Annotated in this window: 17 protein-coding genes; 6 read left to right on the plus strand and 11 right to left on the minus strand. The window is 29.2% G+C overall.

Annotated elements, in window-relative coordinates:
* The first annotated feature begins 33 nt into the window (after positions 1 to 33).
* Entirely contained in the window at positions 34 to 1,164 is a 1,131-nt protein-coding gene (locus tag ACKTTQ_RS17595) for an efflux RND transporter periplasmic adaptor subunit (protein WP_408049948.1), read from the plus strand.
* 390 nt (positions 1,165 to 1,554) lie between these two features.
* Here ACKTTQ_RS17595 and ACKTTQ_RS17600 read toward each other — a convergent pair whose 3' ends face one another.
* Positions 1,555 to 1,968: a DUF1573 domain-containing protein gene (locus ACKTTQ_RS17600; RefSeq protein WP_093870855.1), complete on the minus strand. Its 414-nt coding sequence runs from the start codon at positions 1,966 to 1,968 to the stop codon at positions 1,555 to 1,557.
* Positions 1,969 to 2,141: 173 nt separating this feature from the next.
* Here ACKTTQ_RS17600 and ACKTTQ_RS17605 point away from each other — a divergent pair, with 173 nt between their 5' ends.
* A complete protein-coding gene (locus tag ACKTTQ_RS17605) occupies positions 2,142 to 4,781 on the plus strand; it encodes a valine--tRNA ligase (RefSeq protein WP_408049949.1) in 2,640 nt (879 codons plus the stop codon).
* A gap of 79 nt (positions 4,782 to 4,860) precedes the next feature.
* Here the strand turns inward: ACKTTQ_RS17605 and folD are convergent, their stop codons facing one another.
* From folD to ACKTTQ_RS17640, 7 genes are all read right to left on the minus strand, one after another.
* A complete protein-coding gene (folD, locus tag ACKTTQ_RS17610; protein ID WP_093870857.1) occupies positions 4,861 to 5,739 on the minus strand; it encodes a bifunctional methylenetetrahydrofolate dehydrogenase/methenyltetrahydrofolate cyclohydrolase FolD in 879 nt (292 codons plus the stop codon).
* Positions 5,740 to 5,830: 91 nt separating this feature from the next.
* Entirely contained in the window at positions 5,831 to 7,159 is a 1,329-nt protein-coding gene (gene ffh, locus ACKTTQ_RS17615; RefSeq protein WP_093870858.1) for a signal recognition particle protein, read from the minus strand.
* A 74-nt stretch (positions 7,160 to 7,233) separates the two neighbouring features.
* On the minus strand, positions 7,234 to 7,848 hold the full coding sequence (locus ACKTTQ_RS17620) for a hypothetical protein (protein WP_408049950.1): 615 nt from the start codon (positions 7,846 to 7,848) through the stop codon (positions 7,234 to 7,236).
* 46 nt (positions 7,849 to 7,894) lie between these two features.
* A complete protein-coding gene (locus ACKTTQ_RS17625; protein WP_408049951.1) occupies positions 7,895 to 8,431 on the minus strand; it encodes a GNAT family N-acetyltransferase in 537 nt (178 codons plus the stop codon).
* 18 nt (positions 8,432 to 8,449) lie between these two features.
* Positions 8,450 to 9,004: a DUF1572 family protein gene (locus tag ACKTTQ_RS17630; protein ID WP_408049952.1), complete on the minus strand. Its 555-nt coding sequence runs from the start codon at positions 9,002 to 9,004 to the stop codon at positions 8,450 to 8,452.
* A 53-nt stretch (positions 9,005 to 9,057) separates the two neighbouring features.
* Positions 9,058 to 9,519, minus strand: coding sequence for a peptide-methionine (R)-S-oxide reductase MsrB (gene msrB, locus ACKTTQ_RS17635; RefSeq protein WP_299136022.1), 462 nt, complete (start codon positions 9,517 to 9,519; stop codon positions 9,058 to 9,060).
* Positions 9,516 to 10,388, minus strand: coding sequence for an alpha/beta hydrolase (locus tag ACKTTQ_RS17640; RefSeq protein ID WP_113785337.1), 873 nt, complete (start codon positions 10,386 to 10,388; stop codon positions 9,516 to 9,518). Before ACKTTQ_RS17640 ends, msrB begins: the two co-directional genes overlap by 4 nt.
* A 123-nt stretch (positions 10,389 to 10,511) precedes the next feature.
* Between ACKTTQ_RS17640 and ACKTTQ_RS17645 the strand changes: the two genes are divergently transcribed.
* The 3 genes from ACKTTQ_RS17645 to ACKTTQ_RS17655 all read left to right on the plus strand — a co-directional run bounded on the left by ACKTTQ_RS17645 (position 10,512) and on the right by ACKTTQ_RS17655 (position 17,611).
* Positions 10,512 to 11,321 carry a M48 family metallopeptidase gene (locus ACKTTQ_RS17645; protein WP_408049953.1) on the plus strand — a complete coding sequence of 270 codons (810 nt, stop codon included), beginning with the start codon at positions 10,512 to 10,514 and terminating at the stop codon, positions 11,319 to 11,321.
* A gap of 70 nt (positions 11,322 to 11,391) precedes the next feature.
* Positions 11,392 to 12,687, plus strand: coding sequence for an MFS transporter (locus ACKTTQ_RS17650; RefSeq protein ID WP_093870865.1), 1,296 nt, complete (start codon positions 11,392 to 11,394; stop codon positions 12,685 to 12,687).
* A gap of 151 nt (positions 12,688 to 12,838) precedes the next feature.
* Positions 12,839 to 17,611, plus strand: a complete 4,773-nt coding sequence (locus ACKTTQ_RS17655) for an excinuclease ABC subunit UvrA (protein WP_408049954.1) — start codon at positions 12,839 to 12,841, stop codon at positions 17,609 to 17,611.
* A 38-nt stretch (positions 17,612 to 17,649) separates the two neighbouring features.
* On the opposite strand, the gene ACKTTQ_RS17660 is transcribed toward ACKTTQ_RS17655, so the two are convergent.
* From ACKTTQ_RS17660 to ACKTTQ_RS17670, 3 genes are all read right to left on the minus strand, one after another.
* Complete coding sequence (locus tag ACKTTQ_RS17660; RefSeq protein WP_408049955.1) at positions 17,650 to 18,372, minus strand: hypothetical protein; 723 nt, start codon at positions 18,370 to 18,372, stop codon at positions 17,650 to 17,652.
* Positions 18,373 to 18,552: 180 nt separating this feature from the next.
* A complete protein-coding gene (locus ACKTTQ_RS17665) occupies positions 18,553 to 19,272 on the minus strand; it encodes a hypothetical protein (protein WP_408049956.1) in 720 nt (239 codons plus the stop codon).
* Positions 19,273 to 19,322: 50 nt separating this feature from the next.
* A complete protein-coding gene (locus ACKTTQ_RS17670) occupies positions 19,323 to 19,679 on the minus strand; it encodes a hypothetical protein (protein ID WP_408049957.1) in 357 nt (118 codons plus the stop codon).
* Positions 19,680 to 19,883: 204 nt separating this feature from the next.
* Between ACKTTQ_RS17670 and ACKTTQ_RS17675 the strand changes: the two genes are divergently transcribed.
* Positions 19,884 to 22,250: a TonB-dependent receptor domain-containing protein gene (locus tag ACKTTQ_RS17675; protein WP_408049958.1), complete on the plus strand. Its 2,367-nt coding sequence runs from the start codon at positions 19,884 to 19,886 to the stop codon at positions 22,248 to 22,250.
* Positions 22,251 to 22,278 lie beyond the last annotated feature (28 nt).

A 22,278-nucleotide genomic window follows, 5' to 3' on the forward strand; every position in this document is an offset into this window, starting at 1 on the left:
ATAGCATCAATTAATAAGAATAAATAAAAACAGATGAAAAAAGTAATCATTTTTGGCGGAATAGCGTTAGCATTGATAGCAGTGTTAATATGGTTTGGTAAAAAAAATAGCGCTTCACCAGTTGAGTATGAAACTGAAAAAGCATTTAAAGCTACAATAGTTAAAAAAAGTGTTGCAACTGGTAAAGTAATACCGTTAGAAGAAGTTGAAATTAAGCCACAAATAGCTGGTATTGTAGATAAAATTTTAGTTGAAGAAGGAGCAATTGTAAAAACGGGTGATTTAATAGCAACTGTTAGAGTTGTACCAAATGTTGCTTCTTTAAATAGAGCAAATGGAAGTGTTAAAAATGCAAGGCTGTCATTTAACAATGCAAGAGTGCAGTATGAAAGAAACAAGAAATTATTTGATAGAGGAGTAATATCGCGTCAAACATTTGAAAATTCAGAATTAAGCTTTAATAATGCAAAACAAGGATTATCAAATGCACAATCTGATATGGATATTATTAAAAAAGGAACAACATCTGGTTTAGGTAGTGCAGCAAATACAAGTATTAGAGCAACAACATCAGGAATGGTAGTAGAAATTCCTGTGAAAAAAGGATACCAAGTTACACAAACAAATGATTTTAATGCTGGTACTACTATTGCGCGTATAGCAGATATGACCAAAATGATTTTTGAAGGTAAAGTAGATGAATCTGAGGTAGGAAAACTTATAAAAGGTACAAACATAGATGTAGCAATTGGAGCAATTGAAGAAAAAAAGTTCCCTGCTGTATTAAACTTTATAGCACCAAAAGGGACTGATGAAGGAGGAGCTGTGCAGTTTAAAATTAAAGCAGATGTGTCATTAGATGATAAATATTTTATTAGAGCTGGGTATAGTGCAAACGCTGAGATAGTATTAGCAAAGAAAGATAGTGTATTATCTTTAAAAGAAGCTTTATTACAGTTTGATAGAAAAACAGAAAAGCCTTATGTTGAAATAAAAGTGGGTGATCAGAAATTTGAAAAAAGAGAGATTAAATTAGGGTTATCTGATGGAGTTAATGTTGAAATTATTGAAGGTATAACTGCAGATGATGAAATTAAAATTTGGAATAAGGTTTCCAAAAAAGGTAAAAATAAAAATGATAATGATAAAGATGATGACGATTAAAGTAAATCGAATATAAAATAAGAAAACGTCTATAAGCTGAAATTTATAGACGTTTTTTGTTCTATGATATAGTTGTTTTTAACTATTTTAATAAGTATATTAATACAATTGTAGTAGCTATACATTGAATGAGTATATAGACTCTTTTTACTTCTTTTAGGTTTAAAATTGAATTTTATTAAATAATGAAAAGTTTAATTATATTTAATTAATATAGCGCTTATTAAATTGTAGTAAAAAATAAATCAGCATATTATAACTACTTCATTTTATTTTCTAAAGGAAAAAGTTTAAAGAGAATGATATAAAGTTAAAAATTTTATTTTTTTAAATAAAAAGACCGATGAATAGAAATATTCATCGGTCTTTTTAAATATTTTAAGTAATAACTTATTCAGTTCCTCCGGTAGAAACCATGCTCTTAGCTTTAGTAGGAACAAGTTTTTTAGCGATAAAACCTTTAATTTTTAATACAGTTCTAGCTTTCTTAGCGTTAGACATAACAGTAATTTGTTTAGAAAAACCTCCAGGTCTATTTGTGTCATAAGAAACTTCTATTTGTCCTTTTTCTCCTGGCATAATTGGCTTTTCAGGTTTTTTAGGTACTGTACAACCACAAGTAGATCTAATGTCTTTAATAATTAAAGGAGCATCACCTACATTCGTGAATTCAAATACACGCTTACCTTCAGATCCTAAAGCTACTTTACCATAGTTAATCACTTCGTTTTCAAATTTAAACTCTTGAGCACTTACAGTTAAAGTGATAAAGCAAATAGCTACAAATGATAAAATTGTTTTCATAATGTTTATTTTATTTTAGGGGTTATATAACCAGTTACAAATTTATAATTATTTTTTGATACTAAAAAAAAGGCAACTATTTTTCTGTAGCTCACAGATAGTTGTATTTTTGCTAATCAATTTTCAAAAATAATGCCAAAAAATATTTATTAGGCTAAATATAGTAAAAACATATGAATATTCCATCAAAATACAATTCTAAAGAGGTAGAAGGAAAGTGGTACGAATACTGGATGAAACATAATTATTTTCATTCTGAGGTAGATGATCGTGAGCCATATACAATTGTAATACCGCCACCTAATGTCACAGGAGTATTACATATGGGGCATATGTTAAATAATACGATTCAAGACGTTTTAATACGTAAGGCTCGTTTACAAGGAAAAAACGCATGTTGGGTTCCTGGAACTGATCATGCTTCGATTGCTACTGAAGCAAAAGTTGTAGCGAAACTAAAAGAGCAAGGAATTAATAAAAACGATTTAACTCGTGAAGAGTTCCTTGAGCATGCATGGGAATGGAAAAATGAGTATGGAGGAATCATTTTAGACCAATTGAAAAAGCTAGGAGCTTCTTGTGATTGGGAAAGAACTTCTTTTACTATGGATCCTGCATTATCTGAATCAGTAATAAAAGTATTTGTAGATCTTTATAATAAAGGATTAATTTATAGAGGTTACAGAATGGTAAATTGGGATCCTGAAGCAAAAACTACTTTATCTGATGAAGAAGTAATTCACGTTGAAAAACAAGGAAACCTTTATTATTTAGAATATAAAATTGAAGGTTCTGACGATAAATTAACAATTGCTACAACGCGTCCTGAAACTATTTTTGGAGATACGGCTATTTGTATTAATCCAAATGATGAGCGTTTTACTCACTTGAAAGGGAAAAAAGCGATTGTTCCATTATGTAATAGAGTAATTCCTATTATTGAAGACGAATATGTTGATGTAGAGTTTGGTACAGGATGTTTAAAAGTAACTCCTGCTCATGATGAGAATGATAAGGTTTTAGGAGACAAACATAATTTAGAAGTAGTTGATATTTTTAATGATGATGCTTCTTTAAATTCTTTTGGATTGCATTATGAAGGAAAAGATCGTTTTGTTGTTCGTAAAGAAGTTACTAAAGAACTAGAAGAAAAAGGATTTTTAGTGAAAATAGAAGTTCATACTAATAAAGTTGGAACATCAGAAAGAACTAAAGCAGTTATAGAACCAAGGTTATCTGATCAATGGTTTTTAAAAATGGAAGAGTTAGCTAAGCCAGCTATTGAAGCTGTTTTAGGAGAGGATAGTGATGTTAAGCTATATCCTAAGAAATTTGAGAATACTTACCGTCATTGGATGGAAAATGTTCGTGATTGGAATATTTCTCGTCAATTATGGTGGGGGCAACAAATTCCAGCATATTTCTACGGAGATGGAAAAGAAGATTTCGTAGTTGCTGAGAGTAGAGAAGAAGCATTAGTCTTAGCAAAAGAAAAAACAGGAGAAACAACGTTATTAGCATCTGATTTACGTCAAGATGAAGATGCATTAGATACTTGGTTTTCTTCTTGGTTATGGCCAATGTCTGTTTTTGATGGAATTAGAAACCCAGAAAATGAAGAAATTAAATATTATTATCCTACAAACGATTTAGTAACTGGGCCAGATATTTTATTTTTCTGGGTTGCTCGAATGATTGTTGCTGGATATGAGTATAAAGATGAACGTCCGTTTGAAAATGTATATTTAACAGGATTAGTACGTGACAAACAACGACGTAAAATGTCTAAATCGTTAGGGAATTCGCCTGATGCACTTAAGTTAATTGAAGACTTTGGAGCAGATGGGGTTCGTGTTGGTTTGTTATTGAGTTCAGCAGCTGGTAATGATTTAATGTTTGATGAAGCTTTATGTCAACAAGGTAAAGGATTAGGAAATAAGGTATGGAGTGCTTTTTATTTAACAACTTTATGGGAAGTTTCTGAGACTATTGAGCAACCTGCCTCTAGTAAATTAGGTTTAGAATGGTATAAAGCTAAATTTCAGCAAGTATTAGTTGAAATTGAAGATCATTATAGTAAATATCGTTTAAGTGATGCTTTAATGGCTATTTACAAATTAATATATGATGATTTTTGTGGTTGGTTACTTGAAATTGTAAAGCCAGCATATCAGCAACCAATTGATATTAAAACATATAAGGAGGTAATAGCAATTTTTGAAGATAATTTAAAGATTTTACATCCGTTTATGCCATTTATTACAGAAGAAATTTGGCAATCAATAGCAGAAAGAGCACCTGAAGAGGCTTTGATTATTGCTAAATATCCTTCAGTATTAGAGTTTGATAAGGAATTAATAAGCGAGTTTGATTTTGCAGCTAATATTGTTTCAGGAATTAGAACAATTAGGAAAGAAAAAAATATAGCATTTAAAGAAGCTATAGAATTATCAGTTGTTAATACTGAAAATTATACTCAGAATTTTGATCAGGTTATTCAAAAATTAACGAATACATCAGTGATAAGTTATGTTTCTAAGAAAGTAGAAGGAGCAGCGTCTTTTAGAGTAAAGTCGAATGAATATTTTGTGCCAATTTCTTTAGATAATATTGATGTTGAAGCTGAAATTATAAAATTAAAGGCTGAACTAAAAAGAGCAGAAGGGTTTTTGTTTGGAATTCAAAAGAAATTATCTAATGAGCGATTTGTAAATAATGCTCCAGAACAAGTAATTACTTTAGAACGAAAAAAGGAATCAGATACTATAGCTAAAATTGAAACTATAAAAAATAGTTTGGTTAGTTTGCAGTAAAGAAATATCTAGATAAATATAAAAAAAGACTACAATATTTGTTATTGTAGTCTTTTTATTTATAATGTATTTTAATAAATTAATTTTCTTGTCTGTACAGAGCAAGTAAGGTGTTTTTCAAAAGCATTGCTATGGTCATTGGTCCAACTCCACCAGGTACAGGAGTAATATGAGAGGCTTTTTCTGACATTTCATTGAAATCAACATCACCCACTAATCTGAATCCATTCTTTTTTGAAGAGTCAGCAACTCTTGTAATTCCTACATCAATTATAACTACTCCTTTTTTTACCATATCACCTTTTAAAAATTCAGGAATACCTAAGGCAGCTATAATAATATCAGCTTTTTTAGTTACTTCTGATAGGTTTTTAGTTCTACTATGTGTTAAAGTAACAGTTGCATTTCCAACTTTTCTTTTTTGAGCTAATAAAATACTCATTGGACTACCAACAATATGACTACGTCCAATTACAACAACATCTTTACCCGAAGTTTCAATATTATAACGTTCTAACAACTCTAAAATTCCAAATGGAGTAGCAGATATAAAAGTAGGAAGATTTAATGCTAATTTACCAACATTCATTGGGTGAAAACCATCTACATCTTTTTCTGGATCAATAGCCATTAATATCTTTTGTTCATCAATATGATCTGGTAATGGTAATTGAACAATGAAACCATTTATATCTTTATCTATATTTAAAATTGCAATTTCATTAAGTAATTCTTCTTCTGTAGTTTCTTTAGGTAAACGAATTAAAGAAGATTCAAAACCAACACGCTCACAAGCTTTTACTTTCGCATTTACATAAGTTAAGCTTGCTCCATCACTCCCTACAATAACTGCAGCTAAATGAGGTGCTTTTTTATCTTGTTTTTTTAGTTCTGCTACTTCTAACGCAATTTCTTCTTTAATATCTGCTGATGTTTTTTTACCGTCTAGTAATATCATGTAGTGTAATGTTGTTGTGTTGTGTTTATTGTTATTATAAAATTTTATATAAAAGTAAAAAGAGAAGTCTACAGCTTCTCTTTTTTATATTTTATTTCATTCCTTTCATCATTTGCATCATTTTTCTTCCGCCACCACCTTGCATCATTTTCATCATTTTGCTCATTTGATTAAACTGCTTCATTAACTGATTGACTTCTTGAACAGAAGTTCCGGAACCTTTTGCAATTCGTTTTTTACGACTAGCATTAATTACGTTTGGAGTACTTCTTTCTAAAGGAGTCATGGAGTGTATAATAGATTCAATTCCTTTAAAAGCATCATCATCAATATCAACATCTTTTAAAGCTTTTCCAGCTCCAGGTATCATTCCTACTAAATCTTTCATGCTACCCATTTTTTTGATTTGTTGAATTTGACTTAAAAAGTCATCAAAACCAAATTGATTTTTAGCAATCTTCTTTTGTAGTTTTCTAGCTTCTTGTTCATCGTATTGTTCTTGAGCACGTTCTACTAACGATATAACATCTCCCATCCCTAAAATACGATCGGCCATACGATCAGGGTGGAAAACATCAATAGCATCCATTTTTTCACCAGTACCAATAAACTTAATTGGTTTATCTACTACTGATTTAATTGATAATGCAGCTCCACCACGAGTATCACCATCTAATTTGGTAAGTATTACACCATCAAAATTTAAAAGATCATTAAAGGCTTTAGCTGTATTAACAGCATCTTGACCAGTCATGGAATCTACAACAAATAAAGTTTCTTGTGGAGTAACCGCTTTATGAATGTTAGAAATCTCTGTCATCATTTCTTCATCTACAGCTAAACGACCAGCTGTATCAATGATCACTACATTTTTACTATTAGCTTTTGCATGTTTAATAGCGTTTAATGATATTTCAACAGGATTTTGATTTCCTACTTCAGCATATACTTCAACACCAATTTGTTCACCAACAACTTGTAATTGGTTTATTGCCGCAGGACGATACACATCACAACCAACTAATAAAACTTGTTTAGCTTTCTTAGTTTTTAAATAGCTAGCAAGTTTACCAGAAAAAGTTGTTTTACCAGAACCTTGTAAACCAGACATTAAAATAACAGTTGGTGAGCCTCCAAGATTAATTCCTACAGTATCACCTCCCATCAAATCAGTTAATTCATCTTTAACTAATTTAACCATTAACTGTCCAGGGTTAAGTGTTGTTAAAACGTCTTGACCTAAAGCTTTTTCTTTTACTCTTTTAGTAAATTCTTTCGCTATTTTAAAATTAACATCGGCATCTAATAAAGCTCTACGAACCTCTTTTAGAGTTTCCGCAACATTAACTTCAGTGATTTTTCCGTGTCCTTTTAGCGTATGTAACGCCTTATCTAATTTTTCGCTTAAATTATTAAACATGTATCGGCTCCATTTTTTAGAAGCACAAATATAGGAATTTTAGTTGGTTGTAGGTAGTTAATAACTAGTAGAATTTAACTTTTATTGGTAATTTTTTTTTGTTTTCGATACCCAATAATCATTCCTAAAAGGCTAATAGTAAGAAAGCTCAAAAAAATAAGGATAAAACTATTTTTAGAGGTAATTAGTTTTGATATAATAGTAAGAAAGAAAAATATTCCTCCAATTATTGACCATATAATATCATTTTCTAACCTTGGTTTAGTTGAAAAAGTTGGAGTTTTATTGATTAATATTTTTAATGTATTCCAATCCCAAGCAATTAAAATAAAAGTAGCTACAAGTATTAGCCCAGTTATAATAGGTGTTCCTTTAAAATCGTAAGAAATAGTGATAACAAAAATATTTAAAATGATTGGTAGAAAAAGGATAACGCCTAATTTAGCATACCGCTGAGTCATTAATAAAAAACCAGCTATTAATTGACCATACCCTAAAAATTTCCAGTAAATCCCAGATTGATACATAGTTTCAAAAAAATGCCAAGCACTATTTATTGGATTCAGTGCACCACTTTCAGAAGTAAACCTGAGTCCTTGTATTTTAACAATACTAGCATAGACAAACGCAAAACCTAATAAATAACGTAAATAGATAATAAATATCTGTGGAAGTGTTTTGTTTTTCATTAGAATAAATTTAAAACTTTATTTATCCTATTGACGATAGAAAACTTTATTTGTTACTTATTTTATATAACACACATTTTTCTAATTCTTGAAAAGCACTTAATAGTGGGTGATTAAATTTTTTTATTTTTTTCATACCAATTCTTTCCATAACTGTAATTGAAGGTGTATTAATTTGGGGAGCAACTGAGATTATTTCAGGTAATTTTAATTGAAAAAAAGCGTAATTTAAACATTGTAAAGCTCCTTCTTTAGCATATCCTTTTCCCCAAAATTTTGGAGATAATCGCCAACCAATGTCTATAGATGGATTAAAATCAGCTTCATATGTTTGTTCTGAAATACCAATAAAACCAATAAATTGTTTAGTATCTATTACTTCAACAGCAAAGTAGCAAAATTTATTTTTTATATATTGTTGTTGCATTCTATGAATAAACTTTTCACAATCTTCTTTTGTTAGAGTAGAAGGAAAGTATTTCATAACTTCAATATTCGAATTTATTTCGAATAAATTGTCAATATCTGAAAGTTTCCAATTTCTAAAACCTAAACGCTTTGAAGTAAATAGATAATTTTTCATAAAGCAAAAATATAGATTTTATAAATCGTCCGTAAAATGTTTTCTTGATTTTTCTATGTTAAACTTTTCTTGATTATATTGCTTTGAGGAGTTTTTAGGAATAGACAATGATTCCCAATTTTCATTTTTGAGCATTTTACCTAAAAATACAATTTGACCAATGTGATATGGATAGTGACAAATTTGTCTATTAATAGCTTCAGTAACTGTATGTCCTTGATTTCTGATATAAATAATACGTTCTAAATCTTTTTCATTAAGAGAATTTAATGTATTTGAAAAAGTACTCCATCCTTTTTCCCAATATGCAATCATAGCTTCTTTAGAAGTAAAGGTATTAACAAATTCATCATCTCTATTTCTCCACGATTTTTCGCCATCTTCAGTAAAAATATTGATCCATCGTGATAACATATTTCCAGCAATATGTTTAACAATAATAGCTATTGAATTACTTTCATTATTTTGTTGGAAAAAAAGCTGTTCTTTTGTTAATTGGCAAAAGGTTTTATCACCTAAACTTTTATAATAAGTAATTTGTTTTATTACGCTTTCTAAATAAGAATTTCTCATAAAAGATAACTAGTTTATTTTATTTCTAAAGTAGTCATTTTTTATGAGAGCTATTATTGAATAATAAACTCTAAGGCAGCCCCGTTAATGCAATGACGTTTCCCCGTAGTTTCACTAGGACCATCATTAAAAGAGTGCCCTAAATGCCCTCCACAAGTATTACATTTTAGTTCAGTACGAGCATATCCAATTTTATAATCAACATCTAATTCTACATTTTCTTTTATAGCTCTATCAAAAGAAGGCCAACCTGAGCGAGAATCATATTTATGTTCAGATTTATATAAAGGTGTTTTACAAGCAGCACACACATAGATTCCTTTTTTATAATTTTTATTCAAGGGGCTAGAAGATGGTCTTTCAGTACCCGCTTCTCTTAAAACATAATATTGTTTTGGAGTTAATAGTTTTTTCCATTCACTATTAGGCTTTGAAACTTTATATTTTTTGTTTTGAGCTGTACCAGTAAAATTAAAAAAAAGACTAATAGTAATTATTAAAATGCAGTTTTTCATGAGTTGTTTTGAATGAAATCTATAATTTTAGAAGTAACATTTTTATCACGTAAAATTTTAGTATGTCCTAAACCTTTAGTAATTAAAAGTTCTCCTTTTTTTATATTTTGACGTATGTTTAAAGCACAACTTACATTTACATCACCATCAAAACTATCATGAATTATTAAAGTTGGTATTTGTATGTTTTTGGCAACAACACTTGAAGAATGGTCATCAATATTTTTACCCCATTGTTTATCGTATAGTTGTTTTATTTTTTTAGCGATTAAAGGTTTTATTTTTAAGCTTTTTGTGAAATTTAAAAGAACATCAGAAATTTTATCTGCAGCACCTATTGTTACTAATTTTTTTACAGATAAACCATCAGAAACAGCATTATACAAACATAAACCTCCAAATGAATGGCCAATTACTACTTCAAAAGGACCTAGTTCTTCATCTATTTGTTTAATTGCTTCTAGAAATTCAGGCATAGAGGTTGTTTTTCCTGAAGACTTCCCATGTGCCGGACCATCAAAAGAAATAAACATATAGCCTTTTTCTAATAATTTATCAGCTGTCATAAATAATTGAGTACTTCTACCAGCCCAACCATGAACAAATAAAACTTTCTTTTTTGAATAGCCATATGATAATACTTCAATTTCTTTGTTAATAGTTTTAATTGTTATGTTCTTTTTCTGAGCACTTTTATAAAGTGCTTTTTCTCTTTCAGGAACAGAAAAGTTAATTGGAGTAATAAATAATTTAGAACCAAATTTAGTAACTAAATTAGTAGATAATGCTTGTAAAAAGTTTGCTAAAAGTGTTATACTCTTCGGTATTTTTATGCTTTTAGGATTTTTACGAGTACTTATAAAATTCATTAAGATAATTTTTATGCTAAAGATAGAATTTGTAAATTTAAAGATATAATTTTGATTATATTTTGTGACATATCCTCTTATTTTGTGTCATAATTTATAAAACCAGAACAAAATCAAATAGTAATGAAAAAAATATTAGCTTTAGTTTTTGTAGCTACTTTGTTAGTAGAGTGCAGTACAGTACCAATTACAGGGAGAAAACGTTTAAATATTGTTGGAGATTCACAAGTTTTACCTGCTAGTTTTGCTCAGTATAAAGGTTTTTTAGAAAAAAATAAATTATCTAAAGATGTGGCGAAATCTAATCAAATAAAAAGGGTAGGAAAAAAAATATCAGCAGCAGTTGATAGGTTTATGCGTGCTAATGGAATGACAGCTGAGGCAAATTCTTATAAATGGGAATTTAATTTAGTAGATGATAAAACTGTAAACGCTTGGTGCTTACCAGGAGGAAAAGTTGTTTTTTATACTGGAATTATGCCAATATGTGATAATGAGAATGGTGTAGCCGCAGTAATGGGGCATGAAGTAGCACATGCCTTTGCAAAGCATGGTCAAGAGCGTATGACAAGTGCTTACGGACAACAATTAGGTGGTATTGCTGTTGCCTTAGGTACTAGGAATAGTAAAAATTCTCAACTTTGGAATATGGCATACGGTATAGGTTCACAAGTAGGAATGCTATCTTTTAGTAGAACACATGAAAATGAAGCTGATAAATTAGGATTGGTGTTTATGATTATGGCTGGGTATAAAGGAGAAGAAGCAGCTGAAGTGTGGGTTCGTATGAGTCAACGTGCTGGATCAAAAAAATCACAACCAGAATTTTTAAGCACTCACCCTTCAAATGAAAGTCGTATACAAACATTAAGAGCATATTTACCTGAAGCTACAAGACTAGCAGCAAAATATAATGTGCCAGCCAAAAAGTAAGATATATTTTTTAAATATACTATATTGCAAACCGTTCGTTTAATCGAACGGTTTTTTTATTTAATAAATTATGTATAAAATAGGTAATAAGAAATTAATTAATGCTTGGGCTTTTTACGACTGGGCAAACTCAGTATATTCATTAGTAATAAGTACAGCAGTTTTTCCGTTGTATTATAGTGCAGTTACAGATGGTAAGTCAGTTCGTTTTTTAGGAATTGATTGGGAACATCCAGATAGTTTATATAGTTATGCGTTGTCTTTTTCATTTTTAGTTGTAGCATTTATTTCTCCTATTTTATCAGGTATTGCAGATTATACAGGAAGTAAGAAAAAGTTTATGAAATTTTTCTGTTGGATGGGATCGTTATCAGTAATGAGCTTATATTTTTTTGATAGTATAGATACTGTTTGGGTAGGTATAGTTTTTACAATTTTGGCAAGTATTGGTTTTTGGGCTAGTTTGGTTTTTTACAATGCATATTTACCTGAAGTAGCATTGCCTGAACAGCAAGATAGAGCCAGTGCTAAAGGATTTATTTACGGGTATATAGGTTCTGTTATACTATTGATAATAAACTTAGTATTAATTCAAATGCCAGATTTATTTGGAATTACTTCAGGTATGGCTTCTCGTATATCATTTGTAATGGTTGGTTTATGGTGGCTAGGTTTTGCACAAATAACTTTTAAACGTTTACCAGATGATATTTATAATAAAAAACCTGAAAAGGATTATATATGGAAAGGTTTTAAAGAATTACAAAACGTGTTAAAAGAAGTAAAACAGTACCCAACATTAAAACGTTTTTTAATTTCATTTTTTTTATTAAGTATTGGTGTACAAACTATTATTTTAATGGCGGCAATTTTTGGCTCTACTGAATTAGGACTTGAACCAACCAATATGATTATTACAATTTTATTAGTGCAAATTGTTGCTATTGCAGGTGCTGCATTATTTTCTCGTTTATCTGAAAAATGGGGGAACATAAAAGCTTTAAAAGTAACTTTAGGAATATGGACTCTTGTTTGTTTTTGTGCTTTTTTACTAGATAAAAATCAAGAAAATGTAGGGCTCTATTTTTATGGATTAGGTGGTTTATTAGGATTGGTACAAGGAGCTATTCAATCATTAACGCGTTCTACATATTCTAAATTATTACCTGAAACTGAAGATCATGCTACTTATTTTAGTTTTTATGATGTTACTGAAAAAATAGCAATTGTGTTAGGTACATTTGTTTATGGTTTCTTATATGCAAAAACAAATTCAATGCAATGGAGTGTATTGTGTTTAGCTGTTTTCTTCTTAGCGTCATTTATTATTTTAAGCACTTTAAAGAAAACGAAGTACGTTTCATAATAGTACATATATATTTAATGGTTTTTTAAGGTATAGTAGGTTACCGTAGTATACTTTATTTTGACAAAATCTATTTTTTTAAGTAATCAAACTCCTTTATAATATATAAGGGAGTTTGATTCGTAGTTAATACAACTTATTTCATTTTTTTATGAATTCAATTGCACCTTCTGAAATAATAATTAAAGGAGCTAAAACAAATAATCTGAAAAATATTTCATTGAGGATTCCACATAACAAATTTATTGTGGTTAGTGGAGTATCTGGGTCAGGTAAATCAAGTCTAATTTCTGAAATAATAGCTAAAGAAGGTCAACGTAGGTACTTTGAAACATTACCATCTTTTGCAAGGCAGTTTTTAGGAAAGTTGAAAAGACCTGATGTAGATGAAATAGAAGGACTTTCCCCTGTTATTTTTATTGGACAGCAAACTGCAGGAATGCATGCACGTTCTACAGTAGGTACTATATCAGATATTTATGATTTGTTACGGTTGTTATTTACAAGAACTGGTATTGGAACTGAAAATGTTGTATTGTCTCGTGCTCTTTTTTCGTTTAATTCTGAAGTTGGAAAGTGTAAACGTTGCAACGGAATAGGAAAAGAGGAACAAATTGATTTAAATAGCTTAATTACTTTTCCAAAAAGAACAATTAGAGAAGGTGCATTAGCTCCAACATTACCAAATGGGTATATTATGTACTCTCAAGTAACGATTGATGTACTTAATCATGTATGCAATTCTGAAGGGTTTAATGTAGATATTCCATGGAATGAATTAACAAAAAAACAGCAAGATGTTATTTTATATGGTAGTACTAAAATAAAAGTACCTTTTGGAAAGCATAGCCTCGAGTCTCGTTTAAAATGGACAGGTATCAAGGCTAAACCTCGTGAAGAAGGTTATTACAAAGGAATGATTCCGATTATGTCGGATATTTTAAAAAGAGATAGAAATGCTAATATTCTTAAATATGTACATGCTGTAATTTGTGAGGATTGTAATGGTAATCGATTAAATAAAACGGCTTTAAATGTATGTGTTCATGGAAAGTCAATTGCAGAAATTGTTACTTTAGAATTGACTGAGCTTAAATCATGGATAAAGACTAATTCTTGGGGTGATATTGCTACTGAAATTATAAAAAAAATTGAATCTCAAGTTAGTTTATTGGAAGATTTAGGATTTGGACATTTAACTATTGATCGTTCATCATTTTCACTTCGTTCAAGTGAAATTCAACGTATTCGAGTAGCAAATCAAATTTTAACACCTTTGAGTAATGTTCTTTATATTTTTGATGAGCCTTCAATTGGATTACACAAAGAAGAAAATGAAAGGTTGATTTACCATTTTAAACAATTGGTAAAAAAAGGAAATACAGTTATTGTAGTAGAACATAATTTAAATACAATTACAAGTGCTGATCATATTATAGAGCTTGGACCCAAAGCTGGAGTTAATGGTGGTAAACTTGTTTTTAATGGTTCATTTTTAGAATTTATAAAGCAGAAAACATTAAAAGATGTTAGCCCAACATTCAGAGCTATAAATAAGAATTATTTACAGGTAGATTCAAAGAAAAAAACTAGAACAGATTTTATGCATCTTATAGGGTGTTATGAAAGAAATTTAAAGCATATAGATGTTAAGTTTCAATTTGGGAAATTGAATGTTGTTAGTGGTAAGTCAGGCTCTGGAAAAGCTAGTTTAGTAAAAGAAACATTAATCAAAGTTATTGAAGAAAAGTTAGAGAATGAAATTCAAAAATTACCAAAATTAGAAAGCTATAAAAATATTGAGAGTATTGATAAACTAGTTTATATTGATCATACTCCAATAGGAAAAACACCACGAAGTAATCCAGCTACTTATTTAGGTCTCTCTGATCATATTCGTGATATCTATGCAAAGCAGTCTGAATCAAAATTATTAGGATTTACCAAATCTCGTTTTTCATTTAATAACAAAGGGGGAAGGTGTGAAGTTTGTCAAGGTGCTGGAAAAACGCAAATAGGTATGCATTTTTTAGGTACTATTGATTTAATATGTGGTACCTGTAATGGAGATCGATTTAATAAAGAAACACTTCAAGTAACATATAATGGATTATCAATTGCCGATATTTATAGGTTATCGGTTAACGATGCTTTAAAATTTTTTGTAGGCCATAAAAAGATAACTCAAGGACTTGAAACACTAAAAGAAATTGGGCTTGGATATTTAACTTTAGGACATTCATCAACAACTCTTTCTGGAGGAGAGGCTCAGCGTATTAAAATTGCAAATCAGTTACAGAAAAAAGATACAGGTAATACATTATATGTTATAATTGAGCCAAGTATTGGTTTACATCAAGATGATATTGAATCACTTCTTAATTTATTTAAAGCTATTCAGAACAAGGGGAATACTATAGTTTGTGTTGAACAAAATCAAACAATTATAAGTGTTAGTGATTGGCATATTGAATTAGGACCTATTGGAGGTGTTAATGGTGGGAACATTCTTCATCAAGGTATTCCAAATCGTAATGAGGAATCACGTTATAATACAATCAATAATCAAATAGAAGAAACGGTTATTTCTAATGATATAGTGTTGAAAGGTGTAACAACTAACGGACTTAAAAATATAGATGTTCGTATTCCTAAAAATCAGTTAACTGTTGTAACTGGAGTTTCTGGAAGTGGAAAGTCATCTTTGGTATATGATACATTATTTGCTGAATCAAATGCTCGATTTACGGAATCATTGTCTACATATAATAGAAGTTTTTTAAAACAAAACAGTAATGCTGAGTTGGAATCTTTTTCAGGTTTAGGTCCAGCAATTGGAGTAAATAGAAGAGGAGGTACTACTACAAAGAGATCTACTGTTGGAACATTGTCAGGAATTCATGACGCATTTAGATTATTGTACTCTAGAATAGCCCAGTATGAAGAAAAAATATATACAGCTCAACATTTTTCTTTTAATCATCATTTAGGAGCGTGTCCAAGTTGTGAAGGAATTGGTGTGAAGCTGAAATGTAATCCTGATGAAATAATTATTTTTCCTGAAAAGTCAATATTTGAAGGAGCAATTTCTACCAATAAAGCAATAGCTTATTATTCGGATGTAAATGGTCAGTTTATGGCAATTCTTAATGAAGTTGCCAAACAAAATAAATGGAATTTACAACTTCCTTGGGAAGATTTGAATGCTGAGATTAAGAATGTAATTCTTTATGGAACAGGGGAAGAGGTGTGGAGTCTTACATGGAACTTTAAAACTAAATCAAGATCAGGAACGCAAGAATTAAATGCTAAATGGTTAGGGTTATGTAATTATATTGATAGTGAATATCAAAGAAAAATTCATAATAAAAACAAGAAAAATTTAGAAGATTTATTACATGAGGTTGAATGTTATACATGTAAAGGAAGTCGGTTAAAAAATGAATTATTGGATGTAAAATTCCTAGGTAAAAACATTTATGAAATATCAAAACAGAGCATGGTATCTTGTTATGAGTTGATTGAAAGTATACCTTCTAATCTTGATAAGGTTATACTGGAAATTAGTAAAGTAGTTTTACCAACTGTAAAAAAATCGTTAAGAACTATAATAGATTTAGGATTGGGGTATTTAAGTTTAGATAGATCGGTAACAACACTTTCAGGAGGAGAGCGTCAACGTATTACTTTAGCAGGTCAATTATCGAGCCATTTATATGGAGTAACTTATGTGTTGGATGAACCAACAATAGGACTAGATGATAAGCAAGTTACAGTTTTATCAAGAGTATTAAAAAAAATTGTAGCCAATGGAAATACTGTTGTAGTTGTAGAACATGATATTTCATTCATTAAAAAAACGGATTATATTATAGAAATGGGACCAGGAGCAGGTAGATTTGGAGGTGAAATAATATATCAAGGAAAGATTAATGGTATTAATAAAGTAAAGCAATCAATTACTAGAAGGTTATTTGAGTTAGATGAAAATATTATAGAAAAAGTATTTAATGAAAAAGGTAAGCCTTTTGAAATAAAAGGAGCTTTTGCTAATAATCTTAAAAAAATAGATGTAAAATTTTACTCAGAACAGGTAATAGCACTTACTGGTGTTTCTGGAAGTGGAAAATCTAGTCTAGTTAAAGAGGTATTATTTAACTCTTGGTTGAAAAAGAAACCAATTAATTGTTATTCGTTACATGGGTTAAATCAATTTGACGATGTATTATTAATTGATCAGGAAATTCTGGTGCAAAATAGATTAGGTACCCCAGTAGTATACACTGGGATAATTGAGAGTTTAAAAAAGATATATTCAAGTACTGAGTTGGCTAAAAAAGAGGGGTTAAAAAAAGCAGATTTCTCTTATCAAAGTAAAAAAGGAAAATGTGAAACTTGCGCTGGGCATGGTAAGGTAAAAACCAGTATGGATTTTATGAGTGATATATGGCTTCCATGCGATACTTGTAAAGGTTTACGTTACAATCATACTATTCTAGCATGTAAGTATAAAGAGCATTCAATAGGTGAAGTGTTAAAAATGACTGTAGTTGAAGCGATCGATTTCTTTAAAACTGAAGAAATTATTTTGAAGCAATTACATATTTTGAAGAAAGTAGGAGTAGGGCATATAGTTTTAGGGCAATCTGGAAATACATTATCAGGTGGAGAATCTCAACGGTTAAAACTAGGAGTATCTATGATGCAAAAAAAGAAAGGGAAAACCTTATATCTTTTTGATGAGCCAAGTACTGGCCTTCATTATTTTGATAATTTACAATTAATAAGTGTTTTTCAATCGTTAATTAATAATGGAGATACCGTATTATTTATTGAACATAATAAAACTCTAATTAATTCTGCGGATAAAGTAATTAAATTAGGTCCTGGTAGTGGAGATAAAGGAGGGATAGTGATCGATTAATATTTTTTTAACTATTAGTATTTAAGTAAGTTATTAGCTTAATATAATGAGCTTCGTTCAATTTTCTCCATACGAGTGTATAAAATTTGTTCATTTACATGTAAAAGATTAATAAGATTAAGCGCTGTAAATATAGCAAGTCCAATAGTTCCTTCTTCATCATTATTAAACTCAATTTGTAGCTCAACATTATTGGTGTGATCATCATTTGATACTCCATCAGGATCATTCCAAGTACCTGTAACATTCATTTCTGTTACTGCCTTAAGAAAAGATAATGAGTCACTTTTACTTTTGGGTAACATGATTGTTAGTATTTCTTTCTGATTACGTTTTAAATCAACGTTAATAGTAATATCTCCATATAAAGATACATAAAGCATATCTTCAACTTTTTTAAGTAGCGTTTCTCCTTTTATTGATCTTTGCTGAACAGCTATAGAATTTAATCCCATTTTTGGAGGGTTTAATAGTAATCCAGATTCTTCTAAATTAGATCTATTGATTTTTTGATACTTACCTATAAAGTCACTTAACGTTTTACTATTATAGCTTATGTTTTTGATTCTAGTTAGGCGTTTTTTAATGTTTTCAAAGTTACTTTTTTGTTCATGTAAACTATGTCTTTCACATGTAAGAAAGATTATTTGATCAATTAGCCAATCTTTATCTTTTTTCTCTAATTCTAATCGAATTTTCGCTTCTAATTCTGGAAATATATCGTTTTGAGCCTTTTTTATAATATTATTTATGCTATCCATTTGATCTATTTAGTATTGTTTTAAGAGTTTTTACTTTAACCTGTATGATACAGAGATTATTAGAATATCAATTATTAATTTATTGAGGTAATAGATTTTATATGTGTCTAATTCTTTTAAATTCTGTAAAGGTTTATTAATAACAAACATATGTATTTGTTAAGAGTTTAATAAGTAATTTTACTCGTTTCTTGTGTTTAGATATTCTTTTATTTCTTTTCTTAAATTTCCAATTTTTTTCTTTCTATTTTGAGAGGCACGGTATCTATCTGATTTACCAACTCCTATTTTCCATAAATAGCTTTTCAATAAATTCCTTTCTGTTTTTTTTAGCACTAAAGGTAATTTTATTCCAACTAAGTTATAAGTTGTATCATATTTAAAATTTGGGGCAATAAATTGATTTATCCTATGAAAGTAGTTAGGCATAAATTTATATTCACTATGCTCTTCGTTAAATTTTCTAGCTAATTCATAGTCGACTTCATATAGATTTATAATTTTACTTCTAAGACTATCACTTTTAATAGTCTCCAAACCTTTAGATTTTAAAGATTCATATCCAGATTTGTTTTGAACAACTATGTTCTCTCTGGAAAAAAGATAATAGAACATTACTAAAGAATCATTTTTAATAGTTTTTCCATCAATGATGTCACTAAAATAGTTTAAGCCTCTAAAGGCAATTTTGAAATATTGCTCATCATTTGCAATATCTAAGCTATCACGCTCTAAACCGTTATAAATTTCTTTAAGAATTTTATTTTCTGCAATATTATTTTTTCTTTCATCATTCCACCTGTCTAGTAAAAAGGCTAAAGTAACAGCTAGAAAAATAGAAAGGAATTCAAATAAATATTTATTCCATTTTTTGAATTTAATTCGACTTTTCAATTTCAAGATTTGTGTTTTTTATATTAGTTGCTTTGTGGTTGTTTTAATAATTCTTATTACCCTATGTTTAGATGTTTTGTATTCCAATCTAAAGACTTATTAAAAATCAATAATTTTAAATTTTCAAGTTTTTTTGATTTCTTTATTTCTGGGTTTTGTTTTTCCAAAACATTGATTAGTTTTTTCATTTCTTTTAATTTAACCATTGTAAAGTGTTCATTCCATATAACTGCTGTCCCAAATTTTACAATTCCATCAACATGATTATTCTCTATTGCTTTTTTTAAATTTTTCCAATCAGATTCAATTGTCATAAGATGATTTTTCTTTCTGTTATTAGACCAGAATAAGAATGTTATGTATATTCCTATCAATATAATAAAGGTTAATAAAATAACAATATCTCCTTCCATAGTAGCTTTTTATTTTTTTTGAATATTTTTCCAAAATAGTAAATTTAAGTATAAAAAAATGTAGTTAAAAAAGAAAACGAGTAACTGTTTATTTTAATTACCCTTAATTCATTTCATTTTTTCCTCAATTCATTTCATAGCTATTTCAAAAACAACCTTCTCAAGGTACTTTTGAAGTGTTATTAATATTGAATTACTATTATTATGAAAACCATAGCAACATTTTTATTCATTTTTATTTGTTCAATTAGTTTTGGACAAACGTTTACAGGAAAGATAGTTGATAAAGAAAACTTACCTATTTCATTTGCGAATATTATATTAAAAAACAAAGTAGATAATTCACTTATTACAGGTGTGATTTCTAACGAAGTTGGAGAGTTTTCAATCACTTCAAAAAAGGAAAATGTGTATTTAGAAATTAGTTTTGTAGGTTTTATTACAAAAAAGATATACCCTACAAAATCGAGTATCGGAACAGTCGTTTTAGAGGAAGAAGGACAGCAACTACAAGAAGTAGTAATAACTGCTCGTAAAAAACTTATTGAACAAAAAGTAGATAGATTGGTTTTTAATATAGAGAATACAGTGGCTGGAACAGGAGGAACTGCCCTTGATGCTTTAAAAACAACACCAAGTGTAAATGTAGATACTGATAAATTAGCTATTGTAGGTAAGGGAAATGTAAGAGTAATGATAAATGATAGAATTATACAATTATCAGGAAGTGAACTAAATGCTTATTTGGGTACTATTGCTTCAGATGATATTAAAAATATCGAAGTAATTACAACGCCTCCGTCGAAATATGATGCTGAAGGTAATAGTGGACTTATTAACATTGTTTTAAAAAAATCAAAAGAATATAGCTGGAATAATCAATTAAGAACGTCTTATACGCAGGCAACATATGCTTTACTTAATGTTGGAAACACATTTAATTACAATAAAAATAAAGTAAGTTTAATTGCTTCTTTAAATGGAACTAAAGGACATACAGCACAATTTAATCAATTTGATATTATTTACCCATCTGCTTCAACAGTATCAAATCTTGACATGAAAAATAAAGAAAATATAATATCAGGTAGGTTAGGTGTAGATTACAGTTTAACAGATAATGCTACTGTAGGTTTTTTGTATTCAGGCTCGTTTGAAGATAAAGGTATAAAAGATGGTGGAAGAACATTAATAAATGATGGAAATGGAACCTATACAGTTAATGAAGGTAATGCAGATACGAATAACAAAAACCATTCAATAAATGCTCACTACATTCAGAAATTAGATACTTTAGGTAGAAAATTATCTATTGATGTTGATTATTTTAATTATAATAATTCTTCTAATAGAGATTTTAGTAGTGAACAATTTATTACAAATCAAAGCTATATTGAAGCAAAAAACAGTATAAATCAAAACATTAAAAATTATAGCGGGAGAATAGATATGGAGCACCCAAGTAAGTGGGCGAACTTTTCATACGGAGTTAAAACAACATTTACTAAAACAGATAGCGATGTAGCTTTTTACAATATTAGTGCTGGTGCACCTATTTTTGATCCAACGCAAAGCAATACATTTATGTATTCTGAAAATATTAATGCATTATATGCAGACATGTCTAAACCATTAAGTGAAAAATGGCAATTAAAAATGGGGCTTCGTTTTGAAAACACTAGAACAAAAGGAGTTTCAAAAACAAATAATCAAACTGATATTAACTCGTATAACAAACTATTTCCATCAGTTTTTTTAGGGTACAACCCTAGTAGAACAAACATGTTTAATTTGAGTTATAGTAGAAGAATTCAACGACCTAGTTTTGAGCGTTTAAATCCGTTTCGTTTTTATATTAATCCTATTTCATATCAAGAAGGGAATCCATTTTTAAAACCGCAAATTTCTGAAAATTTTGAATTAAAGCATATTTACAAAGGAAAATTGATAAGTAAAGCGTTTGTAAGCTATGTTGATAATGGTTATTTTAATATTATTAAGGCTGAAGATGGGGCACAGCAAAGAATAGTTGTAACATTTGATAATTTTTATACCGCCTATAATTACGGGATAACAGAAACTTTTATATATAATCCAACAAAATGGTGGAATACAACAACTCAAGCAGCTTTATCAAAAATGGATACTCGTTATAAAGATGGATTTAATTTAGACGCTAAGTTATTAAGTGGTTGGAACTTTCAATTTTATAATAGAAATACGTTCCATTTAAATGAAGCAAAAACTGTACAAGCAGAAGCTACATTTATTTATGCTTCTCCACAAAAATTAATGTATTTTTCAACAACTGAAATGGTTAACTTAGATTTAGGATTAAAGTTTTCATTATTAGATAAAAAACTAAACTGTACTCTTGCTATAAATGATATTTTAAAACAAAGAGCAACAAGTGTTAACACTAAAACAAACGGAATAAATCAAACATATTATAACTATTTTGATACGCAAAGTGTAAGAATTAGTTTAAACTATAGTTTTGGAAATAAAAAAATTAAAGTTAAGCAGCGTAGTTCAGGTAACTCAGAAGAACAAAATAGAGCTAAAAAATAATAACTTACAATAAAGCGATTTAAGCAAT

The sequence above is a fragment of the Tenacibaculum halocynthiae genome, from assembly GCF_964512825.1.
Classification (GTDB): Bacteria; Bacteroidota; Bacteroidia; order Flavobacteriales; family Flavobacteriaceae; genus Polaribacter; species Polaribacter halocynthiae.

Bases quoted from the DNA above. Each gene is read 5' to 3' on its own strand.
- ACKTTQ_RS17595 (WP_408049948.1), top strand. From the start codon at position 34: ATGAAAAAAGTAATCATTTTTGGCGGAATAGCGTTAGCATTGATAGCA.
- ACKTTQ_RS17600 (WP_093870855.1), bottom strand. From the start codon at position 1,968: ATGAAAACAATTTTATCATTTGTAGCTATTTGCTTTATCACTTTAACT.
- ACKTTQ_RS17605 (WP_408049949.1), top strand. From the start codon at position 2,142: ATGAATATTCCATCAAAATACAATTCTAAAGAGGTAGAAGGAAAGTGG.
- folD (WP_093870857.1), bottom strand. From the start codon at position 5,739: ATGATATTACTAGACGGTAAAAAAACATCAGCAGATATTAAAGAAGAA.
- ffh (WP_093870858.1), bottom strand. From the start codon at position 7,159: ATGTTTAATAATTTAAGCGAAAAATTAGATAAGGCGTTACATACGCTA.
- ACKTTQ_RS17620 (WP_408049950.1), bottom strand. From the start codon at position 7,848: ATGAAAAACAAAACACTTCCACAGATATTTATTATCTATTTACGTTAT.
- ACKTTQ_RS17625 (WP_408049951.1), bottom strand. From the start codon at position 8,431: ATGAAAAATTATCTATTTACTTCAAAGCGTTTAGGTTTTAGAAATTGG.
- ACKTTQ_RS17630 (WP_408049952.1), bottom strand. From the start codon at position 9,004: ATGAGAAATTCTTATTTAGAAAGCGTAATAAAACAAATTACTTATTAT.
- msrB (WP_299136022.1), bottom strand. From the start codon at position 9,519: ATGAAAAACTGCATTTTAATAATTACTATTAGTCTTTTTTTTAATTTT.
- ACKTTQ_RS17640 (WP_113785337.1), bottom strand. From the start codon at position 10,388: ATGAATTTTATAAGTACTCGTAAAAATCCTAAAAGCATAAAAATACCG.
- ACKTTQ_RS17645 (WP_408049953.1), top strand. From the start codon at position 10,512: ATGAAAAAAATATTAGCTTTAGTTTTTGTAGCTACTTTGTTAGTAGAG.
- ACKTTQ_RS17650 (WP_093870865.1), top strand. From the start codon at position 11,392: ATGTATAAAATAGGTAATAAGAAATTAATTAATGCTTGGGCTTTTTAC.
- ACKTTQ_RS17655 (WP_408049954.1), top strand. From the start codon at position 12,839: ATGAATTCAATTGCACCTTCTGAAATAATAATTAAAGGAGCTAAAACA.
- ACKTTQ_RS17660 (WP_408049955.1), bottom strand. From the start codon at position 18,372: ATGGATAGCATAAATAATATTATAAAAAAGGCTCAAAACGATATATTT.
- ACKTTQ_RS17670 (WP_408049957.1), bottom strand. From the start codon at position 19,679: ATGGAAGGAGATATTGTTATTTTATTAACCTTTATTATATTGATAGGA.
- ACKTTQ_RS17675 (WP_408049958.1), top strand. From the start codon at position 19,884: ATGAAAACCATAGCAACATTTTTATTCATTTTTATTTGTTCAATTAGT.